The organism is Cupriavidus pampae (genome assembly GCF_914271485.1).
In the GTDB taxonomy this organism is placed as follows: Bacteria; Pseudomonadota; Gammaproteobacteria; order Burkholderiales; family Burkholderiaceae; genus Cupriavidus; species Cupriavidus pampae.
The window spans coordinates 1-17230 of record NZ_CAJZAG010000005.1; the positions used below are offsets into that span (position 1 = coordinate 1).

General features: G+C 59.7%; 18 protein-coding genes and 1 pseudogene. 11 read left to right on the top strand and 8 right to left on the bottom strand.

The genetic code is table 11. From position 1 onward, the window contains the following. On the bottom strand, positions 1–342 hold a 342-nt coding region (locus tag LDO41_RS13075; protein WP_223988728.1), incomplete at its 3' end, for a two-partner secretion domain-containing protein. 552 nt (positions 343–894) lie between these two features. On the opposite strand from LDO41_RS13075, the gene LDO41_RS13080 reads away from it, so the two are divergent. After that, complete coding sequence (locus LDO41_RS13080; protein ID WP_223988730.1) at positions 895–1245, top strand: hypothetical protein; 351 nt, start codon at positions 895–897, stop codon at positions 1243–1245. A gap of 281 nt (positions 1246–1526) precedes the next feature. Then, on the top strand, positions 1527–1721 hold the full coding sequence (locus tag LDO41_RS13085) for a hypothetical protein (RefSeq protein WP_223988732.1): 195 nt from the start codon (positions 1527–1529) through the stop codon (positions 1719–1721). Here LDO41_RS13085 and LDO41_RS13090 read toward each other — a convergent pair. Beyond that, positions 1670–2719: a sensor histidine kinase gene (locus tag LDO41_RS13090; RefSeq protein ID WP_223988734.1), complete on the bottom strand. Its 1050-nt coding sequence runs from the start codon at positions 2717–2719 to the stop codon at positions 1670–1672. The genes LDO41_RS13085 and LDO41_RS13090 overlap by 52 nt on opposite strands. Then, positions 2716–3330, bottom strand: coding sequence for a response regulator transcription factor (locus LDO41_RS13095; RefSeq protein ID WP_223988736.1), 615 nt, complete (start codon positions 3328–3330; stop codon positions 2716–2718). Before LDO41_RS13095 ends, LDO41_RS13090 begins: the two co-directional genes overlap by 4 nt. A 273-nt stretch (positions 3331–3603) precedes the next feature. Here LDO41_RS13095 and LDO41_RS13100 point away from each other — a divergent pair, with 273 nt between their 5' ends. From LDO41_RS13100 to LDO41_RS13110, 3 genes are read left to right on the top strand one after another with little or no spacing between them, the layout of a single operon-like run. Then, positions 3604–3993, top strand: a complete 390-nt coding sequence (locus LDO41_RS13100; RefSeq protein WP_223988738.1) for a response regulator transcription factor — start codon at positions 3604–3606, stop codon at positions 3991–3993. 16 nt (positions 3994–4009) lie between these two features. Beyond that, on the top strand, positions 4010–4498 hold the full coding sequence (locus tag LDO41_RS13105) for a (2Fe-2S)-binding protein (protein ID WP_223988740.1): 489 nt from the start codon (positions 4010–4012) through the stop codon (positions 4496–4498). Then, positions 4495–6717, top strand: a complete 2223-nt coding sequence (locus LDO41_RS13110) for a xanthine dehydrogenase family protein molybdopterin-binding subunit (RefSeq protein ID WP_377741588.1) — start codon at positions 4495–4497, stop codon at positions 6715–6717. Before LDO41_RS13105 ends, LDO41_RS13110 begins: the two co-directional genes overlap by 4 nt. A gap of 9 nt (positions 6718–6726) precedes the next feature. Here the strand turns inward: LDO41_RS13110 and LDO41_RS13115 are convergent, their stop codons facing one another. The 3 genes and pseudogenes from LDO41_RS13115 to LDO41_RS13125 all read right to left on the bottom strand — a co-directional run. Beyond that, on the bottom strand, positions 6727–6960 hold the full coding sequence (locus tag LDO41_RS13115; RefSeq protein WP_223988744.1) for a hypothetical protein: 234 nt from the start codon (positions 6958–6960) through the stop codon (positions 6727–6729). Positions 6961–7112: 152 nt separating this feature from the next. Next, the gene (locus tag LDO41_RS13120) at positions 7113–8069 is read right to left on the bottom strand and encodes a LysR family transcriptional regulator (protein ID WP_223988746.1); all 957 of its coding nucleotides are present in this window, start codon (positions 8067–8069) and stop codon (positions 7113–7115) included. 62 nt (positions 8070–8131) lie between these two features. Beyond that, positions 8132–8719, bottom strand: a pseudogene (locus tag LDO41_RS13125) (hypothetical protein); the annotation flags it as partial. A gap of 385 nt (positions 8720–9104) precedes the next feature. Between LDO41_RS13125 and LDO41_RS13130 the strand changes: the two are divergent. From LDO41_RS13130 to LDO41_RS13145, 4 genes are all read left to right on the top strand, one after another. Next, positions 9105–9632 carry a 2,4'-dihydroxyacetophenone dioxygenase family protein gene (locus LDO41_RS13130; RefSeq protein ID WP_223988751.1) on the top strand — a complete coding sequence of 176 codons (528 nt, stop codon included), beginning with the start codon at positions 9105–9107 and terminating at the stop codon, positions 9630–9632. After that, positions 9629–10411, top strand: coding sequence for an SDR family NAD(P)-dependent oxidoreductase (locus LDO41_RS13135; RefSeq protein WP_223988753.1), 783 nt, complete (start codon positions 9629–9631; stop codon positions 10409–10411). Before LDO41_RS13130 ends, LDO41_RS13135 begins: the two co-directional genes overlap by 4 nt. Before the next feature lie 140 nt (positions 10412–10551). Further along, complete coding sequence (locus LDO41_RS13140; protein ID WP_223988755.1) at positions 10552–11520, top strand: Bug family tripartite tricarboxylate transporter substrate binding protein; 969 nt, start codon at positions 10552–10554, stop codon at positions 11518–11520. Continuing rightward, on the top strand, positions 11517–12236 hold the full coding sequence (locus tag LDO41_RS13145; protein WP_223988756.1) for an SDR family NAD(P)-dependent oxidoreductase: 720 nt from the start codon (positions 11517–11519) through the stop codon (positions 12234–12236). Before LDO41_RS13140 ends, LDO41_RS13145 begins: the two co-directional genes overlap by 4 nt. A 284-nt stretch (positions 12237–12520) precedes the next feature. Here LDO41_RS13145 and LDO41_RS13150 read toward each other — a convergent pair whose 3' ends face one another. Beyond that, positions 12521–13273 (bottom strand): IclR family transcriptional regulator, encoded by a 753-nt coding sequence (locus tag LDO41_RS13150; protein ID WP_223988758.1) that lies wholly within the window; start codon positions 13271–13273, stop codon positions 12521–12523. Here LDO41_RS13150 and LDO41_RS13155 point away from each other — a divergent pair. Continuing rightward, the gene (locus LDO41_RS13155; protein WP_223988761.1) at positions 13272–13448 is read left to right on the top strand and encodes a hypothetical protein; all 177 of its coding nucleotides are present in this window, start codon (positions 13272–13274) and stop codon (positions 13446–13448) included. The two genes, LDO41_RS13150 and LDO41_RS13155, sit on opposite strands and share 2 nt — an antisense overlap. Positions 13449–13471: 23 nt before the next feature. Here LDO41_RS13155 and LDO41_RS13160 read toward each other — a convergent pair whose 3' ends face one another. Next, the gene (locus tag LDO41_RS13160; protein ID WP_223988763.1) at positions 13472–14518 is read right to left on the bottom strand and encodes a porin; all 1047 of its coding nucleotides are present in this window, start codon (positions 14516–14518) and stop codon (positions 13472–13474) included. A gap of 747 nt (positions 14519–15265) precedes the next feature. Here LDO41_RS13160 and LDO41_RS13165 point away from each other — a divergent pair. Continuing rightward, positions 15266–17161, top strand: a complete 1896-nt coding sequence (locus tag LDO41_RS13165) for a cyanobactin maturation protease PatG family protein (RefSeq protein ID WP_223988765.1) — start codon at positions 15266–15268, stop codon at positions 17159–17161. Positions 17162–17230 lie beyond the last annotated feature (69 nt).

Below are 17230 nucleotides of genomic sequence, written 5' to 3' on the forward strand. Positions count from 1 at the left end.
CAGCGCAAGATTCCCGACGTTGCGGACGACCATGCCGTCAACGCTGATGCCGTTCGGGTTGGCGATCACCACGTTCGCGCGCGGCCCCAGTACGCTGAGAGGACCTTCCAGCAACGATGGGTTGGTGCCCGTGACCTGATTCAGAATCGTGCGCGCACGAGCTGCAGTGTTATCGAGGTCGACACCCGCACGCGGGACGTTGAAGTCACGATAGTTATTGGTGGACACGCCGCCCACTGCTGCAGCGACGCCCACCGTGATGTGTCCGCCAGCACCCGTTGTGACCGTCGTCGAGGTGCTGCCGTCGGCAACAACCCCTGCCGCAAGGCAAGGCGTAACCATGGCGCACCACATCAGTCCTGCCAGCGCTCCGCGCGCGCAAATTCGATACAACGACCCGCTCCTTCTTTCTTCTTGATCTACGCGAGCCGCTTTTGGTATTTCATTCTTGTGCGACGCGCAATGGCGGCGCCAAGATAGCAAACGAAAAATTTATCGAAAAGCACTGATCCACACATCTTTGGCATTCGTCAAAATGCCGCAACTTTCATACGAACGGCTATTGGAATATTTATTCGGAACGTATCGAGCGTTAAAGCGTTGCGGCCGTAACGGGACGCAAGCAGACTGCCACCACGCTGAAACGAAGCACCAGCGCCGCGCTCAGGCCGATGCCCGCGCCGCGGCGACCTCAAGTCTGATGAAGGCGCGCCGTTAATCTTCGATAAGGGAAAATTCGACCGCATCTCGACGTTGCATCGGATGCTTCCTACCGTTACGGCCGCCGCCCTACCGGAGTGGGATTGTCACCGGCGTTCGCGGTGTGCCCCACCGACCGCGCTACACTGTTGACCGTTTCACATCATCCCGCTTCGGCCCCGCCGAACCTCCTCGATGCACCGGCTTCTTCATCCCCTGTTTGTCTCGCTTCTCATCGCAGCCCCCGCCCTCGCCCACGCGCAAAGTCAGGGCATCGATATCACCTGCGACCCCACCACACGCAGCAGTGCCTCAGCCGCCGAGCAGCTGATCTGCGATCACGCATTGTTGTCGATGGGATATCGCCGGATCTTTGCCGATCAGCAGCGTCTGCTGCGCGAGCAGAAGATCAGCGACGCGGATGTGACGGCCTTCCGGCGGCAGCGCGACGCGTGCACGACGCTCGACTGTCTGGACGGGGTGTTCTCGGCATGGAAGCAGAACACGGCCAATCTGCGACCCGGTCGCAATGTGGCACGTCCATGACAACAGCTCGCAGCGAACCTCGATGGCAGGCGGGTAAATAGCACCATTAGGGGGCATGCCATCAATCTATCCGTCACGTATCCGGCAATTTGAATAGTTCCGGTTACGACTCGGAAACTCCATCCAATGGGTCCGGTATCTTCGCCTCCTGCACGCTGGCGAACTATTGGTTCAACCTATGACGGATATTGGAAATGGGTCTTTGACCCAATGGGAGGCAGCGTCCATTCTTAAGCCATCGCTTAACGCATTGGTCTTGTCCCACCCATCTGGAGTTGAAAATGAAACGCGTCCTTCTTGCTCTCGTCGGCACTGCCGCCCTGGTTTCTTCCGTTTCCGCGTTTGCCGGCCCTGACTGGACCGTCATCGAGCGCGCCCGCACCTACGCACACCAGCAGCAGGTTCAGCAGGCGCAACTGCAGCATCAGCTGCAGGAAGCCCGCAAGGCATCGGGCACCAAGTCCAACGCAGGTTGAGCCTGTCGTGGCTCCCCGCTCTTGCCACCGGACGCGCCCCCGGACGGGGCCGCAGGGCCGAGTGGCAACGCGGGTAAAGAGAAGGCGACGGTAGTCCGGCCTTCGCTCGAGCGGATAGTCATCGCACCGCCGTGTGCCTCCACAAGGCGCTGGCAAATCGCGAGACCCATGCCCATACCCTCGGGGCTTGTCGTAAAGAATGGCTCGAAGATGCGCGGTAAATGCCGCGGATCGATGCCGATGCCGTTATCGGTGATCTCGAACCAGACTGGTCCGTTGCGATCGGGCTGATACGCGCGCACCCGCAGGTGTCCAACCCGTGGCGCGGGCTGCGAGCTCGCCCCCAACGTCGATGGCGGGATCGCCGCGGCCACCGCCTGCAGCGCATTGGTGAGCAGGTTCAGCATGATCTGCTGCACCTGAACACGATCGGCCAGTACGTCGGGCAGCGAAGGGGCGATATCCACGTCCATGCGCTCGACGTGCGACAACCGCGAAAGCGGCACCAGTGGCACGGTCTCATCCCACGCCTCGCGCAACGACATGGGCGCAACGTCGCGCCCGGTGCGCCGGCTCAGCGCGCGCAAGCCACGCACCACACGCTCCGCGCGCAGCGCCTCGTCGCGCATGCGTTCGAGCCCGTCGGATACCTCCTTCAGATCCACCCGGTCGTGCGACAGCCAGCGCAGCGAGGCATCCGCGTCGAGCGAGATTGCCGCCAGCGGCTGACGAATCTCGTGTGCAATTGATGCTGCCATCTCGCCAAGCGTGGCCAGCCGACTGACATGCGTCAGCGTGTCCTGCAGCCGTGCAAAGGCCGCACGTTGCCGCTCGATCTCGCGGCGGCCTTCGCGCAAGCGCGTGGCCAGCATAAACACCGCGACTGTCAGCACCACCAGCAAGGCGACCACCGCGCACACCAGCAGTACCCCATGTGAGCCCGTGCGCGCCAGCGTCAGCCCGGGCGTCGTCATGCCGGCCGCGATGCCCGTCGTCATACCGGTAGCGCCCGTGCGCCGCGCACGGCAAGCGCGTCGGCCATCGTCACGAGCTCCGCGAACGAATCCGCCTGCATCTTGCGCATCACCTGCCCGCGGTGAATCTTGACCGTCGCTTCGGTAATGCCGATCGCACTCGCTACCTGCTTGTTGAGCAAACCCGCAGTAGCCAGCGACATCACCTCCTGCTCGCGCGGCGTGAGTTGCGTGAAGCGGGCCCGCAGCGCGCGCACGCGCAACTCCGCCAAACGGCGCATACGATCGACGTCGAGTGCGCGATGCACCGCATCGAGCAGTTCCTGGTCACGAAATGGCTTGGCGATAAAGTCGCATGCGCCACCCTTCATCGCGGCGACGCCCATCGCAAAGTCGGCATAGCCCGAGATAAACACGATTGGGATGGGATGCTGCCGCTGCCGCAGCCGCGCCTGGATCTCCAGGCCGCTGATGCCGCGCAGCCGCACGTCCAGCACCAGACAGGTTGGCAGGTCCGGCGGTGTCAGCGCCAGCAGCTCCTCGGCGGAAGAAAGTGTCTCGTATCGCAGTCCGACCGATCGAAACAGGTTGGCCAGCGCCCTGCGCATGGCGGCGTCGTCATCAACGGCAAGCACGAGTCCTTCCTCCTCGACTTGGGAAGGACCGGTGGGAATGGCATGGAACGTCACAGTACCCCCTCGTACCTTTGGCGAATCCGCGCATGTTCTTCTGACTACTCAGAAAATGTATGCCGACTGGGCGGCGCCCGCCACAAAAAGCTGTGCTTCGGCGCGTCATCTGCGACTTTGGTATGAGTTCGAGCCGACCGTGGTGGTAAAGCCCGCGCGCGCGCCTGCACATACATTGACCACATGCCATCGTTCGCACATCGCTGAGCACTGACGCCCATGCCGAACCCGTCCACCCTGGTGCCGCTGATCTCCGTTGTAGAGGACGATCCCGGAGTCCGGACGGCGCTCGGCGGGCTGATCCGGTCGCTGCGCCTGCCCGTTGCGCTCTACGCCACCCCGCGCGCGTTCCTGCAGTCCGCCAAACTCGCCGCCACCACCTGCCTGATCGCCGACATCGAGCTGCCGCTCATGAGCGGCTTTGCGCTCTACGCCTCGCTGCTGGCCGCCGGCTACCGCATGCCGGTGATCTTTATGACCGCGGCGGCCGACGATGCATGCCGCGAGCAAGCCGCATTGCTGCACGCGGCAGCGCTGCTGGAGAAACCGTTCCTGCCTTCCGCGATGGTCGGCGCCATCGAGCATGCGCTCGCGATTTCCCCCTCCTGAAAGAAGAGGCCTTCCCATGAGCTACACCCTGAAAATCAACGGCACGAGTCGGACTGTCGACGTGGATGGCGATACGCCGCTGCTCTGGGTCATCCGTGACGTTCTGCTGATGACCGGTACCAAGTTTGGCTGTGGCATGGCGCTGTGCGGTGCCTGCACCGTGCATCAGAACGGCAAGCCCATCCGCTCGTGCATCACGCCGGTGCAGGCCGTCGGTACCGCCGAGATCACGACGATCGAAGCCATTGGCAAGACACCTGCGGGCAAGCGCATCCAGACCGCATGGATCGCGCACAACGTGCCGCAGTGCGGCTACTGCCAGTCCGGGCAGGTGATGTCCGCCACGGCGCTGCTGGCCACCAACCCGCGTCCGAGCGACGCCGATATCGACGCCGCGATGTCCGGCAATATCTGCCGCTGCGGCACGTATGCGCGCATCAAGGCAGCGATCAAGGACGCCGCCGGCGGCAAACCCGCGAACAAGCCGGCGAAGGTGGCAGCATGACGAAGAATCCTCCCTCCTCTCAGGCCACCGCTCAGTCCGCCTCTCAGTCCGCCTCTCAGTCCGCCTCTCCGTCCGCCTCACGTCGGTTGTTCCTCGTTGCCAGCGCCGCGGTTGGAGGCGGCTTGATGATCGGTGCCCATCTGCCGATGTTCGTGCGCGAGGCCGACGCCGCGGAGCCAGCGTCGCATGCTGGCTTTGCGCCCAATGCGTTCGTCACCATCGCGCGCGATGGCAAGGTCACGGTGACCGTGCCGTACACCGAGATGGGCCAGGGCACTTACACCTCGATCCCGATGCTGGTAGCCGAGGAACTCGAGGTGCATCCCGAGACCATCGCCGTGGTGGCCGCGCCGCCCGATGAACAACGCTATGGCCACCCGCTGTTCAAGCTGCAGGTGACTGGCGGCTCAGCGTCGATTCGTGGCGCATGGCAGCAGATGCGCACCGCCGGCGCTGCCGCGCGCATCATGCTCGTGCAGGCTGCGGCGCAGCGCTGGAATGTCTCGCCCGATACCTGCAAGGCCGAGAATGGCCAGGTCATTCATGTGCCCACTGGCCGCAAGCTCGCTTATGGCGCGCTGGCCGACGACGCGGCCAAGCTACCGGTGCCACAGACCGTTACGCTCAAGAAGCCCGCGGAGTACAAGGTCATCGGCAAGTCGATCCGTCGGCTCGATGCGCCCAGCAAGGTCAATGGCACCGCGAAGTTCGGTATCGATGCGATCGTGCCCGGCATGAAGATCGCCGCGGTGGCGGCATGCCCGGTATTCGGCGGCAAGCTCAAAAGCGTCGATGACAGCAAGGCGTTGGCGATCAAGGGCGTGCGGCAGGTGGTCAAGCTCGATGACGCCGTGGCCGTGGTGGCCGATCACAACGGTGCGGCCAAGAAAGGGCTTGCGGCGCTTGCGATCCAGTGGGACGAGGGCGAGAACGCGAATTTCTCGAACGCGGTGTGGGCCAGTCAGTTGGAACAGGCGCTCAAGGGCAAGGGCCAGATCGCGCATCACGATGGCGATGTTGCGAAGGTGGCACCCACCGGGGCCAAGCGCATCGAGGCGGTCTATTTTGCGCCGCCACTCGCGCATACGACGATGGAGCCGCTCAACTGCACGGTCCATGTGCACGATGGCAGTTGCGAGGTGTGGGTGGGTTCGCAGGCGCCGGCACGCGCGCAGCAGTTCGCGGCGCGGGCCCTCGGCATTCCGGTCGAAAAGGTGACCGTCAACAATTTCCTGATCGGTGGTGGCTTCGGGCGCAAGCTGGAGGCGGATTGGGTTGAGCAGGCCGCCCGCATTGGCGCGCAGGTCAAGGGGCCGGTCAAGGTGATCTGGAGCCGTGAAGAAGATATCCAGCACGATTACTACAAGCCATTCTTTCGCGACGAGTTCTCGGGCGCGCTCGACAAAGACGGCAAGCTGATCGCGTTCAGTCATCGTTTTGCGGGCTCGGCGGTGATCACGCGCTATGCGTCGGTGTGGGTCAAGGATATCGATGGCGATGCGGTGGAGTCTGCCGAGACGCCTTACGACATTCCGAACCGCCACGTCGAGTTCGTGCCGTCGGAGCCGCCGAAGGGGCTAAGCACCGGCAACTGGCGCGGTGTGGGGCCGACGCATAACGTGTTCGTGACCGAAGGGTTTATCGATGAACTCGCCAACGCCGCGGGCAAGGACCCCGTCGCGTTTAGACGCGGCATGCTGGGGAAGGATGCACGCGCACTTGCCGTGCTCAACCTCGCGGCCGAGAAAGCGGGCTGGGGAAAGAAGCTACCGGCCGGCAGCGGGATGGGCGTATGCGTGGCCAATGCATGGGGCGCCTACATTGCGACGGTGGCGGAAGTCAGCGTCAGCAAGGATGGTCAGTTAGCTGTCAAGCGATTGGTCACTGCGGTAGATTGCGGGCAGCCCATCAATCCGGATGGTGTGATCACGCAGATGCAGGGTGGGCAGGTGTATGGGCTGACGGCGTTGCTGTATGGACGCATCACGATCGACAAGGGTCGCGTGATGCAGAGCAACTTCCATGACTATCAGGCACTGCGCATCAACGAGATGCCGGCGATGGACGTGCACCTCGTGCCGAGCCAGGCTGACCCCGGTGGTACCGGCGAAGTCGGCACCATCGTGGTGGCGCCGGCCGTGCTCAACGCTGTGCACGCGGCCACGGGCAAGCGCTTCCGCACCTACCCGTTGGATGCCGATTCCCTGAAATCCGCTTGATAGTCAGCCTTAGGCCCCGTCAGCAAACGCATTACGCGGACCGATGCGTGCACCGTCGGTGTACGCATCGCGCGCACCGATACGCTCGGCATGTGCAAGATGATCGAACACTTCGAGCGTCCGCGACGGGGGCGCGGAGACACCGCTGCGGTCCTGACCGGCATAGGCGTTGCCAGACAGCGCGACGCCGATGGTCAGCGTCATCGAGGCCAGGATAAGCGTGCGTGCAAGATGAGACGTCATGATCAAACTCCTGAGATTGGTGAGATTCAACTTGGGTGCGGCTGCGCTTGAAAACCTAAGCGTGTCGCCGTTGAGAACCAATGTAGGAGCTGCCCCATCAACACACTAGAGCGATGAATGGTGATTCACTGACAACCAATGGTTGTCGGTTGTCAGTGGCGTTTGCGCCCCGCCGGCGCAACGATCGACGTCCCCCCGAGGCCCAGCAACAGGTCTCCCGGGCCGCGACTAGCCGCCACGACAAAATCGATGAACCGCCGCACACGCACCGGCATGTGCGTGCGGTGCGGGTAATACATATAGAGCCCAACGTTATTGCTGTCGTACTGCGGCAAGATCGCGACGAGCCGGCCGGCAGTCAGATCGTCCTGCACCATGTAAGCCGACAACTGCCCGATGCCAACCCCAGCGCGCACGGCCTCGATCTCGGTCTCCACATCGTTGAACGTGGCCACCGCGGGCACCTCGAGGTAGACCAGATCCCCATCGATAGTCAGCTCCCACGGAATCATTCGGCCCGTAACGGGCCGCCGGAAGCCGGTGCAGTCGTGCCGCAATAACTCGTCGGCGTTCTTGGGCGTGCCATGCTTGGCGAGGTAGTCCGGCGAAGCGCAGATCAGCAATGGCAAATCGCATAACTTGCGCGCAACGAGGTTCTGCCCAGGACTCGTGCCTGCCCGAAACCCCACATCAATGCGCGATTCCACGAGATCGGTGAACAGATCGCTGGCCACCACATCGAACGTGATGCCCGGATACTGTTGACGAAACTGCCTGATCAACGGCACCAGCACCCGCACCGCCACCGAATGCGGCGCGGTCAGCCGTAACATGCCATCGTCCTCACGCCGGCTGCTACGCACCTGCTCCAACGCTTCGTCGAGCTGCCGCATACCGGGGTCCGCCAACTCGAACAACCGCGCTCCTTCAGTCGTCAGACTCAACTTGCGCGTGGTCCGATGCAGCAACCGCACCCCAAGCTCATCCTCGAGCGTCCGCACCGCTTTGCTCACCGCCTGCGGCGTTACGCCGGCCTCAACCGCCGCCTGCGCAAAACTCTTCGCCCGCACGACCCCGAGGAACAACGTCAACACGCGCGCCTTGTCCATATTTGGCAACTAGAAGTTGGGAATGATGCGTGACTATATAGCGTAGCGGGTGCAAACGGGTTCTAACAACTTGCAGCCCGAGGGAAGAACAGTGTTCGTTGACGGATGACATCGCGAGAGATTCGGTACGGCTCGCTATTGCCAAACTCGTGATGCGCCCAAACGATGCCAGCCAGCACATCGGTGAACTGCAAAGGCAGACAGTCCCTGCTCTCCCATGGCGTTGTCTGCAACCGCGTGGCAGCGCCACGAACTGCCAATTCAGTCCGCAGATAGTCATGCATGGCATGCTTGAACTCGGTCTTGAGAGACCTGGCATCGGGGATGAAGCAGACCGTCTCGTGGTCCCCCATGATGTCCAGAAGCAGCAGCTTGGCCATGTAGTTGTACAGCCCATTTGGGTGCGCGCGGAACGCGGGATTCACGTTCGTCTTGCAGACCGTAATGGCACAGAAGTGAACATCGGGACGATCTTTTGCGATACGCGACAAGCCTTCGGCAAACCCGATCCGCTCTCCCGCCGACATCTCTACCGACTTCAACTCGCGTTGCAGTGGCCGTTTACGCTTGGTATACAGGCCCCGCATGGGCCGGCTCAGCACGCGCTCCATTCCATCCGGAATGATTGCCGCAGCCAACGTGAAATGTCGGCTCGAGCCTCCTCGCTGCTATGGAGCGTCCAACCGCCAACCGAGACAACCGCTTTCGTCGAGATAAATCGTGATGGCCATAAGAAAATAGCCTCCCGTTTGGGAGGCTATTGAGAATGGTTGCGGTACCCGGGCCTGACGTACTCAAAGTACGCTTACGATCACGACGCATTTTGTCGCAGGCATTCCGGGCCGAGCGGATCGTTTAAACCGCGACGCCGCTACGTCACGAATTATCTTCGCGTGCCGCCTAGAGGGCAAGCAACACCTCATTTAGGGACAACAAATAGGGAAAGTCCTATCCCACAGGCGGCCCTGACCACCCCTAAAATAAGTCCATATTGTAGTTTGTAGTTCCATAATATGGACAAAAGGATGGTCCCCGATGCCGCTTGAGAAGACTGACGCTGAACCGCTGACGCCCTACCAGTACCCGAATCCGCCCAACGCGCTGCCCGAAATCGTAGTGCCGCAGGCGATTCCGACTGATGAGCGGCTGTGGGTGCCGCAGGCCGAGAACGTGTGGTTTCGGCCGTTGTGCCTCAATGCGAGCCAGGGTTACTGGATGAATCTGCTGCGCGTGCGCAAGTCCGGTGTGTTGAGTCGGCATCGCCATCCGCAGGCTGTGCATGGCTTTGTGCTCAAGGGCCGCTGGAAATATCTCGAGCATGACTGGGAAGCTGTGGAAGGCAGCTATGTGTTCGAGCCACCGGGCGAGACGCATACGCTCTACGTGCCGCCCGATGTCGAAGAGATGATCACGTATTTTCAGGTGAACGGCGTGATGTATTACACCGACCCATATGGCAAGGGCATGGGCTACGAGGATGTGTTCACCAAGATCGAGATGTGCCGCAAGCATTTCGAGGCCGTTGGCCTTGGAGCGGACTACACCGATCAGTTCATTCGATGACAGCGGCGTTGAAACCCGTGGGCACGCTGCCCGCGCAGCACAGTGGCCCATTCGCGCGATACGACTTCTCCGCCACGGTGGCAGTGGTCACCGGCGGCGCCTCCGGTATCGGCGCGGAGATCGTCGCGCGACTGCGCGCGCATGGCGCGACGGCGATTGTGTGGGATCTGCCGAATACGCTGGATGCCACCGGCGATGGCCTGTTCAGCCCTGTCGACGTTACGCAACCCGACACGCTACGCGCGGCTACCGCGGACGCCCTCTCCCGCTGGGGTCGCATCGACTGCCTCGTCAACAACGCCGGCTATGCGGGCCCGACCGTGCCGCTCGATGCGTACGATCCCGTCGAATGGCAACGCATCATCGATATCGACCTCGTTGGCGTGTTCCACGCATGCCATGCGGTAGTGCCCGCGATGCGGCAGGCCGGCAGCGGACGCATCGTCAATATCGCATCGCTTGCGGGCAAGGAAGGCACGCCCAACGCCTCCGCTTATAGCGCCGCTAAAGCGGGCGTGCTTGCATTGACCAAATCGCTCGGCAAGGAGCTCGCGATGAACGGCGTGCTCGTCAATGCCATCGCGCCCGCCGCAGTGCGCACGCGGCTGCTCGAGCAAATGGCCCCGGCCCACGTCCAGACGATGATCGACAAGAGCCCGATGCATCGGCTCGGCGAACCGGAGGAAGTGGCAGAGATGGTGCTGTGGTTGTGCTCCGCCTCGTGTTCATTCAACACCGGCGCGATCTTCGATCTCTCCGGAGGCCGCGCGACGTATTGAGGTCGTATTGAGGTCGTATTGAGTTCGTATTCCCATTGGCAAATGCAGCACAAGCATCACCGGCATGACCCGCAGTGCAAACGGGACCCTGGCATCCGACCACGGGCCAACCAAACAAGATCACACAGGAGACCAGCCTCATGAAAACCCTCGCGTTCCGCCTTGGTTGCGGCATTGCGCTGACCGCCGCGTGCCTCGCCGGCCCCACCGTGCAGGCGCAGAGCGCCTATCCGAGCCACAGCGTCGAGCTCGTCGTGCCGTTCCAGGCCGGCGGCGGCACCGACGCGCTGGCGCGCGCGTTCGCTGAATCGTCACGCAAGCATCTGCCGCAGAGCGTGATCGTGGTGAACAAGCCCGGCGCCAGCGGCTCGATCGGCTGGGCCGATGTGGCCAACGCCAAGGCCGATGGCTACAAGCTGTCGCTGCTGACTGCGGACCTGACCATCGTCCCTCACCTCGGGCTGACCAAGCTCACGTACGAGAACTTCACGCCGGTCGCGCGCCTGAACGCGGACCCGTCGGCCATTACCGTGCGCAGCGATTCGCCATACACCACGGTGGAACAGTTCCTCGAGGCCGCGCGCAAGAATCCGGGCGGTATGCGTGTCGGCAATGCGGGCAACGGTTCGATCTGGCATCTGGCCGCTGCGGCGCTCGAAGACAAGACCAGTACCAAGTTCAACCATATTCCGTTCCAGGGCGGTAACCCGGCAGTGCTCGCGCTGCTCGGCGGCCATATCGATGCGGTGACGGTAAGCCCCGCAGAGGTCTATGCGTACGTGTCCGCCGGCAAGCTCAAGACGCTCGCCGTGATGGCCGATCAGCGCGTGAAGGGCTTCGAGAACGTGCCCACGCTCAAGGAACGCAAGATCGATCTGTCGATTGGCACGTGGCGCGGCATCGGCGCGCCGAAGGGCACGCCGCCGGAAGTCATCAACGTGTTGCGCACCGCTGCGGCCAAAACCGCGGCAGAGCCCGCGCTGCGCGAGATGATGGACAAGCAGAACCTCGGTTTCGCGTATGCGGATCAGGATGAGTTTAAGAATGCGATCGCCAAGGACGATGCCTACTTCAAGGCCCTGATCGCCAAGTTGGGATTGAATCCATGACATTTGAGTCGAATCTGTTCGCAGGCAAGCGCGCGCTGGTCACCGGCGCGACGCAGGGCATCGGCGCGGGCGTGGCCAACCGGCTCGCGAGCCTTGGCGCGCGCGTCACCGCCACCGGCATCGATCGCGGCGACGGTTCGCTGGACGGCGCGGTGGATGTGCAGCTTGCCGACGTGAGCAAGGACGCCGACGTCGCCGCGCTGATCGGCGGCTTCGATGGCCTCGACATCGTGGTGAACTGCGCAGGCATCATCCGCCGCGGCGCCGAGCACGAGATCGAGGTGTTCGCACAGGTGCTCGACGTGAACCTTACCGGCACCATGCGCATCTGCTCCGCCGCGCGACCGCTACTGGCCGCGCGCAAAGGCGTGATTGTGAACACTGCGTCGATGCTGAGCTTCTTCGGCGGCTCGCTGGTGCCGGGCTATGCGGCGAGCAAGGGCGGCGTGGCGCAGTTGACCAAGTCGCTGGCGCTTGCGTATGCGGCGGATGGCATCCGCGTCAATGCGGTAGCGCCGGGTTGGATTGCAACGCCGCTTACGCAGGCGTTGCAGGACGACCCGGTGCGTGCGGGGCCGATTCTTCAGCGCACGGCGCTGGGGCGTTGGGGGAAACCGGAGGATGTTGCACAGGCAGTGGCGTTTCTGTGCGCACCGGCGGCGGCGTTTATCACAGGCGTGATTTTGCCGGTGGATGGTGGGTATATGGTGAGTTGAGCGTCGTGACCGCCCTGCTCACGTTTCGTGCGGGGTTGCGCGACCTGTCGCGCATGTGCGGCCGCGACATTCTCCGACGCGAGCGCTGCGCATGCCAACGTTTTGCTCCCTTCTCCCCGGAGGGAGACGCCGCAGGTCAATGCCAGCGCAAAAGCATCGCATACCAGCGGTTTGCTCCCCTCTCCCTTGAGGGAGAGGGGCCGGGGGAGAGGGTGACTTAAATCCCTATTGTTTGCTCCCCTCTCCCTCGGGGAGAGGGGCCGGGGGTGAGGGCAACCCACGCTTCAAACATCTCGACCGCCAGCCAACGCTGGCGTCTCCCCCACCCTCACCCCAATCTCCCGACAAGCCTCCACCAACGGCCGAACATAAGCCGCCACCGGATCTTCTTTCTGCCGAAAGCGCAACGTACTCACACTCACCGCAGCCAACGGTCGCCCCTGTGCATCGACAATCGGCGCGCCAAAGCAATGAATCCCCGCTTCATTCTCCTCGTCATCCACCGACCATCCCTGCGCACGAAACGCATCCAGCTGTTTGCGTAACGTCTTCGCATCGCCAATCGTGTTCGGCATATAACGCGTGAACGCAAGTTGCGGAATCAATTCGTCCAGCGCATCCTGCGCGAGCGCAAACATATAAGCCTTGCCCACCGCAGTCGAATGCATCGACACCGAAGTCCCAATACGCGACGCCATCCGCACCGCACTCGGGCTCTCGAGCTTCTCGATATAAATCATCGTATTGCCGTGAGGCACAGCCAGATGCACGGTCTCACCCGTGACATCGCGCAAAGTCTTGAGCGCCTCCACCGCCGCCACCCGCAAATCCGACCGCGACCAGCTACGACTCGCAAGCTGCATCAATCGCGGCCCCAACGACAACGTGTTGTCACGAGGGTTCTCGCACAACATCCCCTCGGCCACCAGCGCCGCAACGATGCGATACACCGTAGGACGCGGAAACCCACCATCGCGCGCAAGCGCGGCGATCGTGACAGGTTCCTCGGCATCGGCAACCTGTTGCAGCACCACCATGAACTTGGAAAACGCGGCGGTACCGGCGACCTTCGCGGGAGAGGAAGCAGGCATGAGTAATGGCGTGTCCGACGATAAACAAGCAGCCATTATCGCGCATGCAAGCGCAAAAAAACGCCGGGGCGCGACGCCACGGCGTTTAAAAGGACAAGGAAAGTTTGTTGCGATCGCCTAAGGAAGCCCTAAGCGATCACGACATCAGAAACGATGCCTGATGCCCAGCAGCACACCGGTCTGATTCTTGCCGGGCACCGTGCTGCCAAAGCCGCCAGTGCCGAGGTCAGAACCATCCTTGTTGCGCGTGTAAGCAACGTTCAAATATGCGTCGGTACGCTTGGAGAACGAGTAATCCGCCGACACGATGAACAGCCACGGATCCGCGCCAGACTTGCGGAAGTCCTGGTAATACGCGGCACCGGTCAGCGACCAGGCAGCCGTAATGTCCCACGAAGCGCCAGCCCAATACAGGTTGGACGACGTGCTCGGCGTCGGCGCAATCTGGAAGTGCGCGTAGCGATAACCAAGGTACGACTTCACCGGACCAATCACGTAGGTGCCGACCAACGCAGCCTTGCGCGTGCGATCGTCCGCGGTAGCAACGGTCTTGCCATCCAGCTCGTCATACACGGCAGCGATAGCAAGCGGACCGCTCTCGTACGCAAGGCTCGCGCCGTATTCACGACCCACTTTCGGATTGCCCGGCACTTCGCCATTCACACCGGACGTACCGTCCGCGCCAAAGCTATACATCAGCTTGGCAGTGACCGGACCGACCTTGCCAACGTATTTAATCGAGTTATCCGCGCGCGATTGAAAGGTGTCGTCCTGCACGCCAATCGAGTAGCGCGTGGAAATACCCATCGGGTCGTATTGCACGCCAATGTCATACATCGGCGTGTTGTGGCGACCGAGCGTCAGCGTGCCGTACTGCGAATCCAGACCGACCCACGCCTGACGACCAAACAGGCGACCGCTCTGCCCGCTCTTGCCATCGTCAACGTTAAAGCCGCTCTCAAGCGCAAAGATCGCGCGCAGACCGCCACCGAGATCTTCCGCCCCACGCAGACCCCAGCGCGAGCCCGACATATTGCCGGACTGCATCCGCACGACGCTATTACCAGCGCCCTTCTGATGATTCACGTACTCGACGCCCACATCGGCCACGCCATACAGCGTGACGGACGTCTGCGCATACGCGTGACAACCCAGGCCCGCCAGGGCCATTGCTACCAGCTCTCTCTTCATGCTCTCGGTTTCCCTCTGTGGTGATTCGTGAACCGGTCTTTGATGCGCGCCGGTTTTGAATGGCCGAGACGATTCACAACCCGCTCGCCAGGGGCTGTGTCGCCTTTGTCAGGCCTGATGTTTTTCTTGTGCTGTTGGAGGGGATGCCAACTGCTTATTGAATGCAGTTGTGTCAACGCCGAGGCAGATTGTTCCAGCGGGACACGTCAAATTGAAGTGTCTATTTGGAGTACAAAATACAGTTTGGGTGACATTTCGAGTGGTGGGATGCTCGAAATGTCAGATGGGGTGCGATCTGGGTTTAGTGGTCGGAGGGGATCACAGATGTAAATGGCTATGTTGACGATGAGGACGATCGGCCGACTCATCAGGTCAGACAACCTTCGTCATAGTGCTAGAAGTGCCTGGGCAATTCATCTCAACAGCGTTTCCCCATCGGCCGGTTAGCTTGAGACGACGACAAAGTATGAACGTGTTCGTACCCGACAGGCGCCCCTTCAAGCCCCCTCCTTTGGTAGGGATTAATTACCGAAGAGTCACCTATTTGACTTTCTCATCTCTTCAAAATCACTTACAGGCATAAAAATGTTAAAAAAATGAAACCACACAAGACACTCTATTGAATCTTTAGATTACAAATCATCTTGACTTTTCTGATATTTGTTGTAATTTTTCCAACATCGAAGAATTCAATTTTTAGAGAGAAGATAGATTTTATGAGAGCGCTCGAAACACTATTTGGTCGAGATGAATCTGCTCTCCTCTCTCTCCCCAGGAGCACCTTCGATAAAAGTGGCGATTCTAGATGGCCCTGTGAACTTGAATGATCCATGTTTGAGCGAAAGTCTTCTAACTCAGGAGGATATATTTCAGTTAAGCAAGACGTCGGAGGGAGGTGCCGCTGAACATGGGATCCAAATAGCAAGCATTCTATTCGGACAACCTGACACTTATTATCGCGGATTGAGTCATTTGTGCACCGGACTATCCATTCCTATCTATTCTGATGATGAATTTGGAAGAATTCAAGGCGCATCACAAATGATGCTGTCGGCGGCCATAGGATACGCGATCGAGAAAGGATCCGATATTATTAACATCAGTGGCGCACAACCTACCAACTCAGCATTATCTGATCTCATTTTAAAACGAGAGATATCGCGATGTGAAAGTTTGAAAATCCTCGTCGTTGCCGCAGCAGGGAATGATGGATGCTCATGTTTGAGCTTACCGGCAGCCATAAAAGGAGTGGTTCCAATAGGATCGACCGATGAAGACGGAAGGCTACTACAAACATCCAATTTTGGAGAAGATTACAGCAAATTTGGAATATTGATGCCCGGATCAAAGATTCCAGTGCCAAACGCGAAAGGCGGCGTCGTTGAAAGAAATGGTACCAGCTTTTCCACGGCGATTTTTTCTTCAGTCGTCGCACGCCTAATGGCAACTTTACAAGAAAATAATATAGAAATTCGCCCATTAGAAATCGCAAATATAATATTTGAAGAGGCGGATAACTGCTGCGCGGGGGAAAATTGCCAAGACTGCCAACCATGGCCAGGAAAGAAGTTAAATCTTAATAACGTCATATCTAGACTCGGCTTAAATGGGATTCGAGGAACCGCCATCAATTCCACCACAAGAGGAGATTTCATGGAAAAAACCACCTCTGAAAATGTATTGCCCATGGCTGAAGAAGCGCAAACCCAGATCGCGCCAATGCTAAGCGGCAAGAATCAAATAGCTCCGGCGTGCCAAGATGAAGCCGCGTGTAATTGCGGCAAGGGGAATGCCGCCCGGTTGGCATACGTCCTTGGCCAATTAGATATTGATTTTGGCACGGAAGCCCGGCGCGACTCATTCCTTCAACATCTAAACGCGTGGCAACGCGATGAATCCAACCCACGCGAAAATCATAACGATAGAAAATTGATCAAAAGTTTTCTAGACAATAATCCAGAATTTGATGCCGGTCTATCGTGGGTAGTTAAATTAGACACTACTCCTATCTATTGCATCAAAACGTCCGGCCCGTACGCGACAGAAATATCAAGGCGGCTCAGGGAAGCATACATGACATTCTTCGGGGATGGTGACAACCGAATCGATCTTATCTCGATCCCTGGATTAATTTCTGGCACGACGCGTCTTTTGAATGGCTATGTTGTACCCACCCTGCATCCAGACCTTCGCGGAATGTATGACTGGAGTGTCGAACACTTAGCTGACACCTGCTCAACACGACAGAAAGATTCTAATTCCGACAAAATTAAAACCGTTGATAACAAAAATTATTTAATCGATTTTTTAAATAGAGTGTATTTTGAACTTAGAAACCTTGGACAAAGTGGCGCGGACAGGGCTCTAAATTACAGCGCGACTCAAGCATGGCAAGTTGCAAAGGTCTTTGACCGAGCCATTGCGGAGGGTCTCGTCCTGCGAGATACCCCGACTGTTGAAAGAAGTCCAATATGTAGGCCGGAGTCGGATTGTTATGATGTTGTTCTTATATTTTTTGACCCTTCAAATAGACTTACCAAAGCTAGTCGAGCATTTAGATTTACTGTTGACGTTAGTGACGTCATGCCCGTCATGGTAGGACCTGTTCGGACGTGGCATGTATCAAGCGCCGGACTCGCATAAGTATTATCGATTTAATTTTTAATCTATTTTTATGCAAAAAATTTCAAAGGAGTTAATATGCGGCCTCCA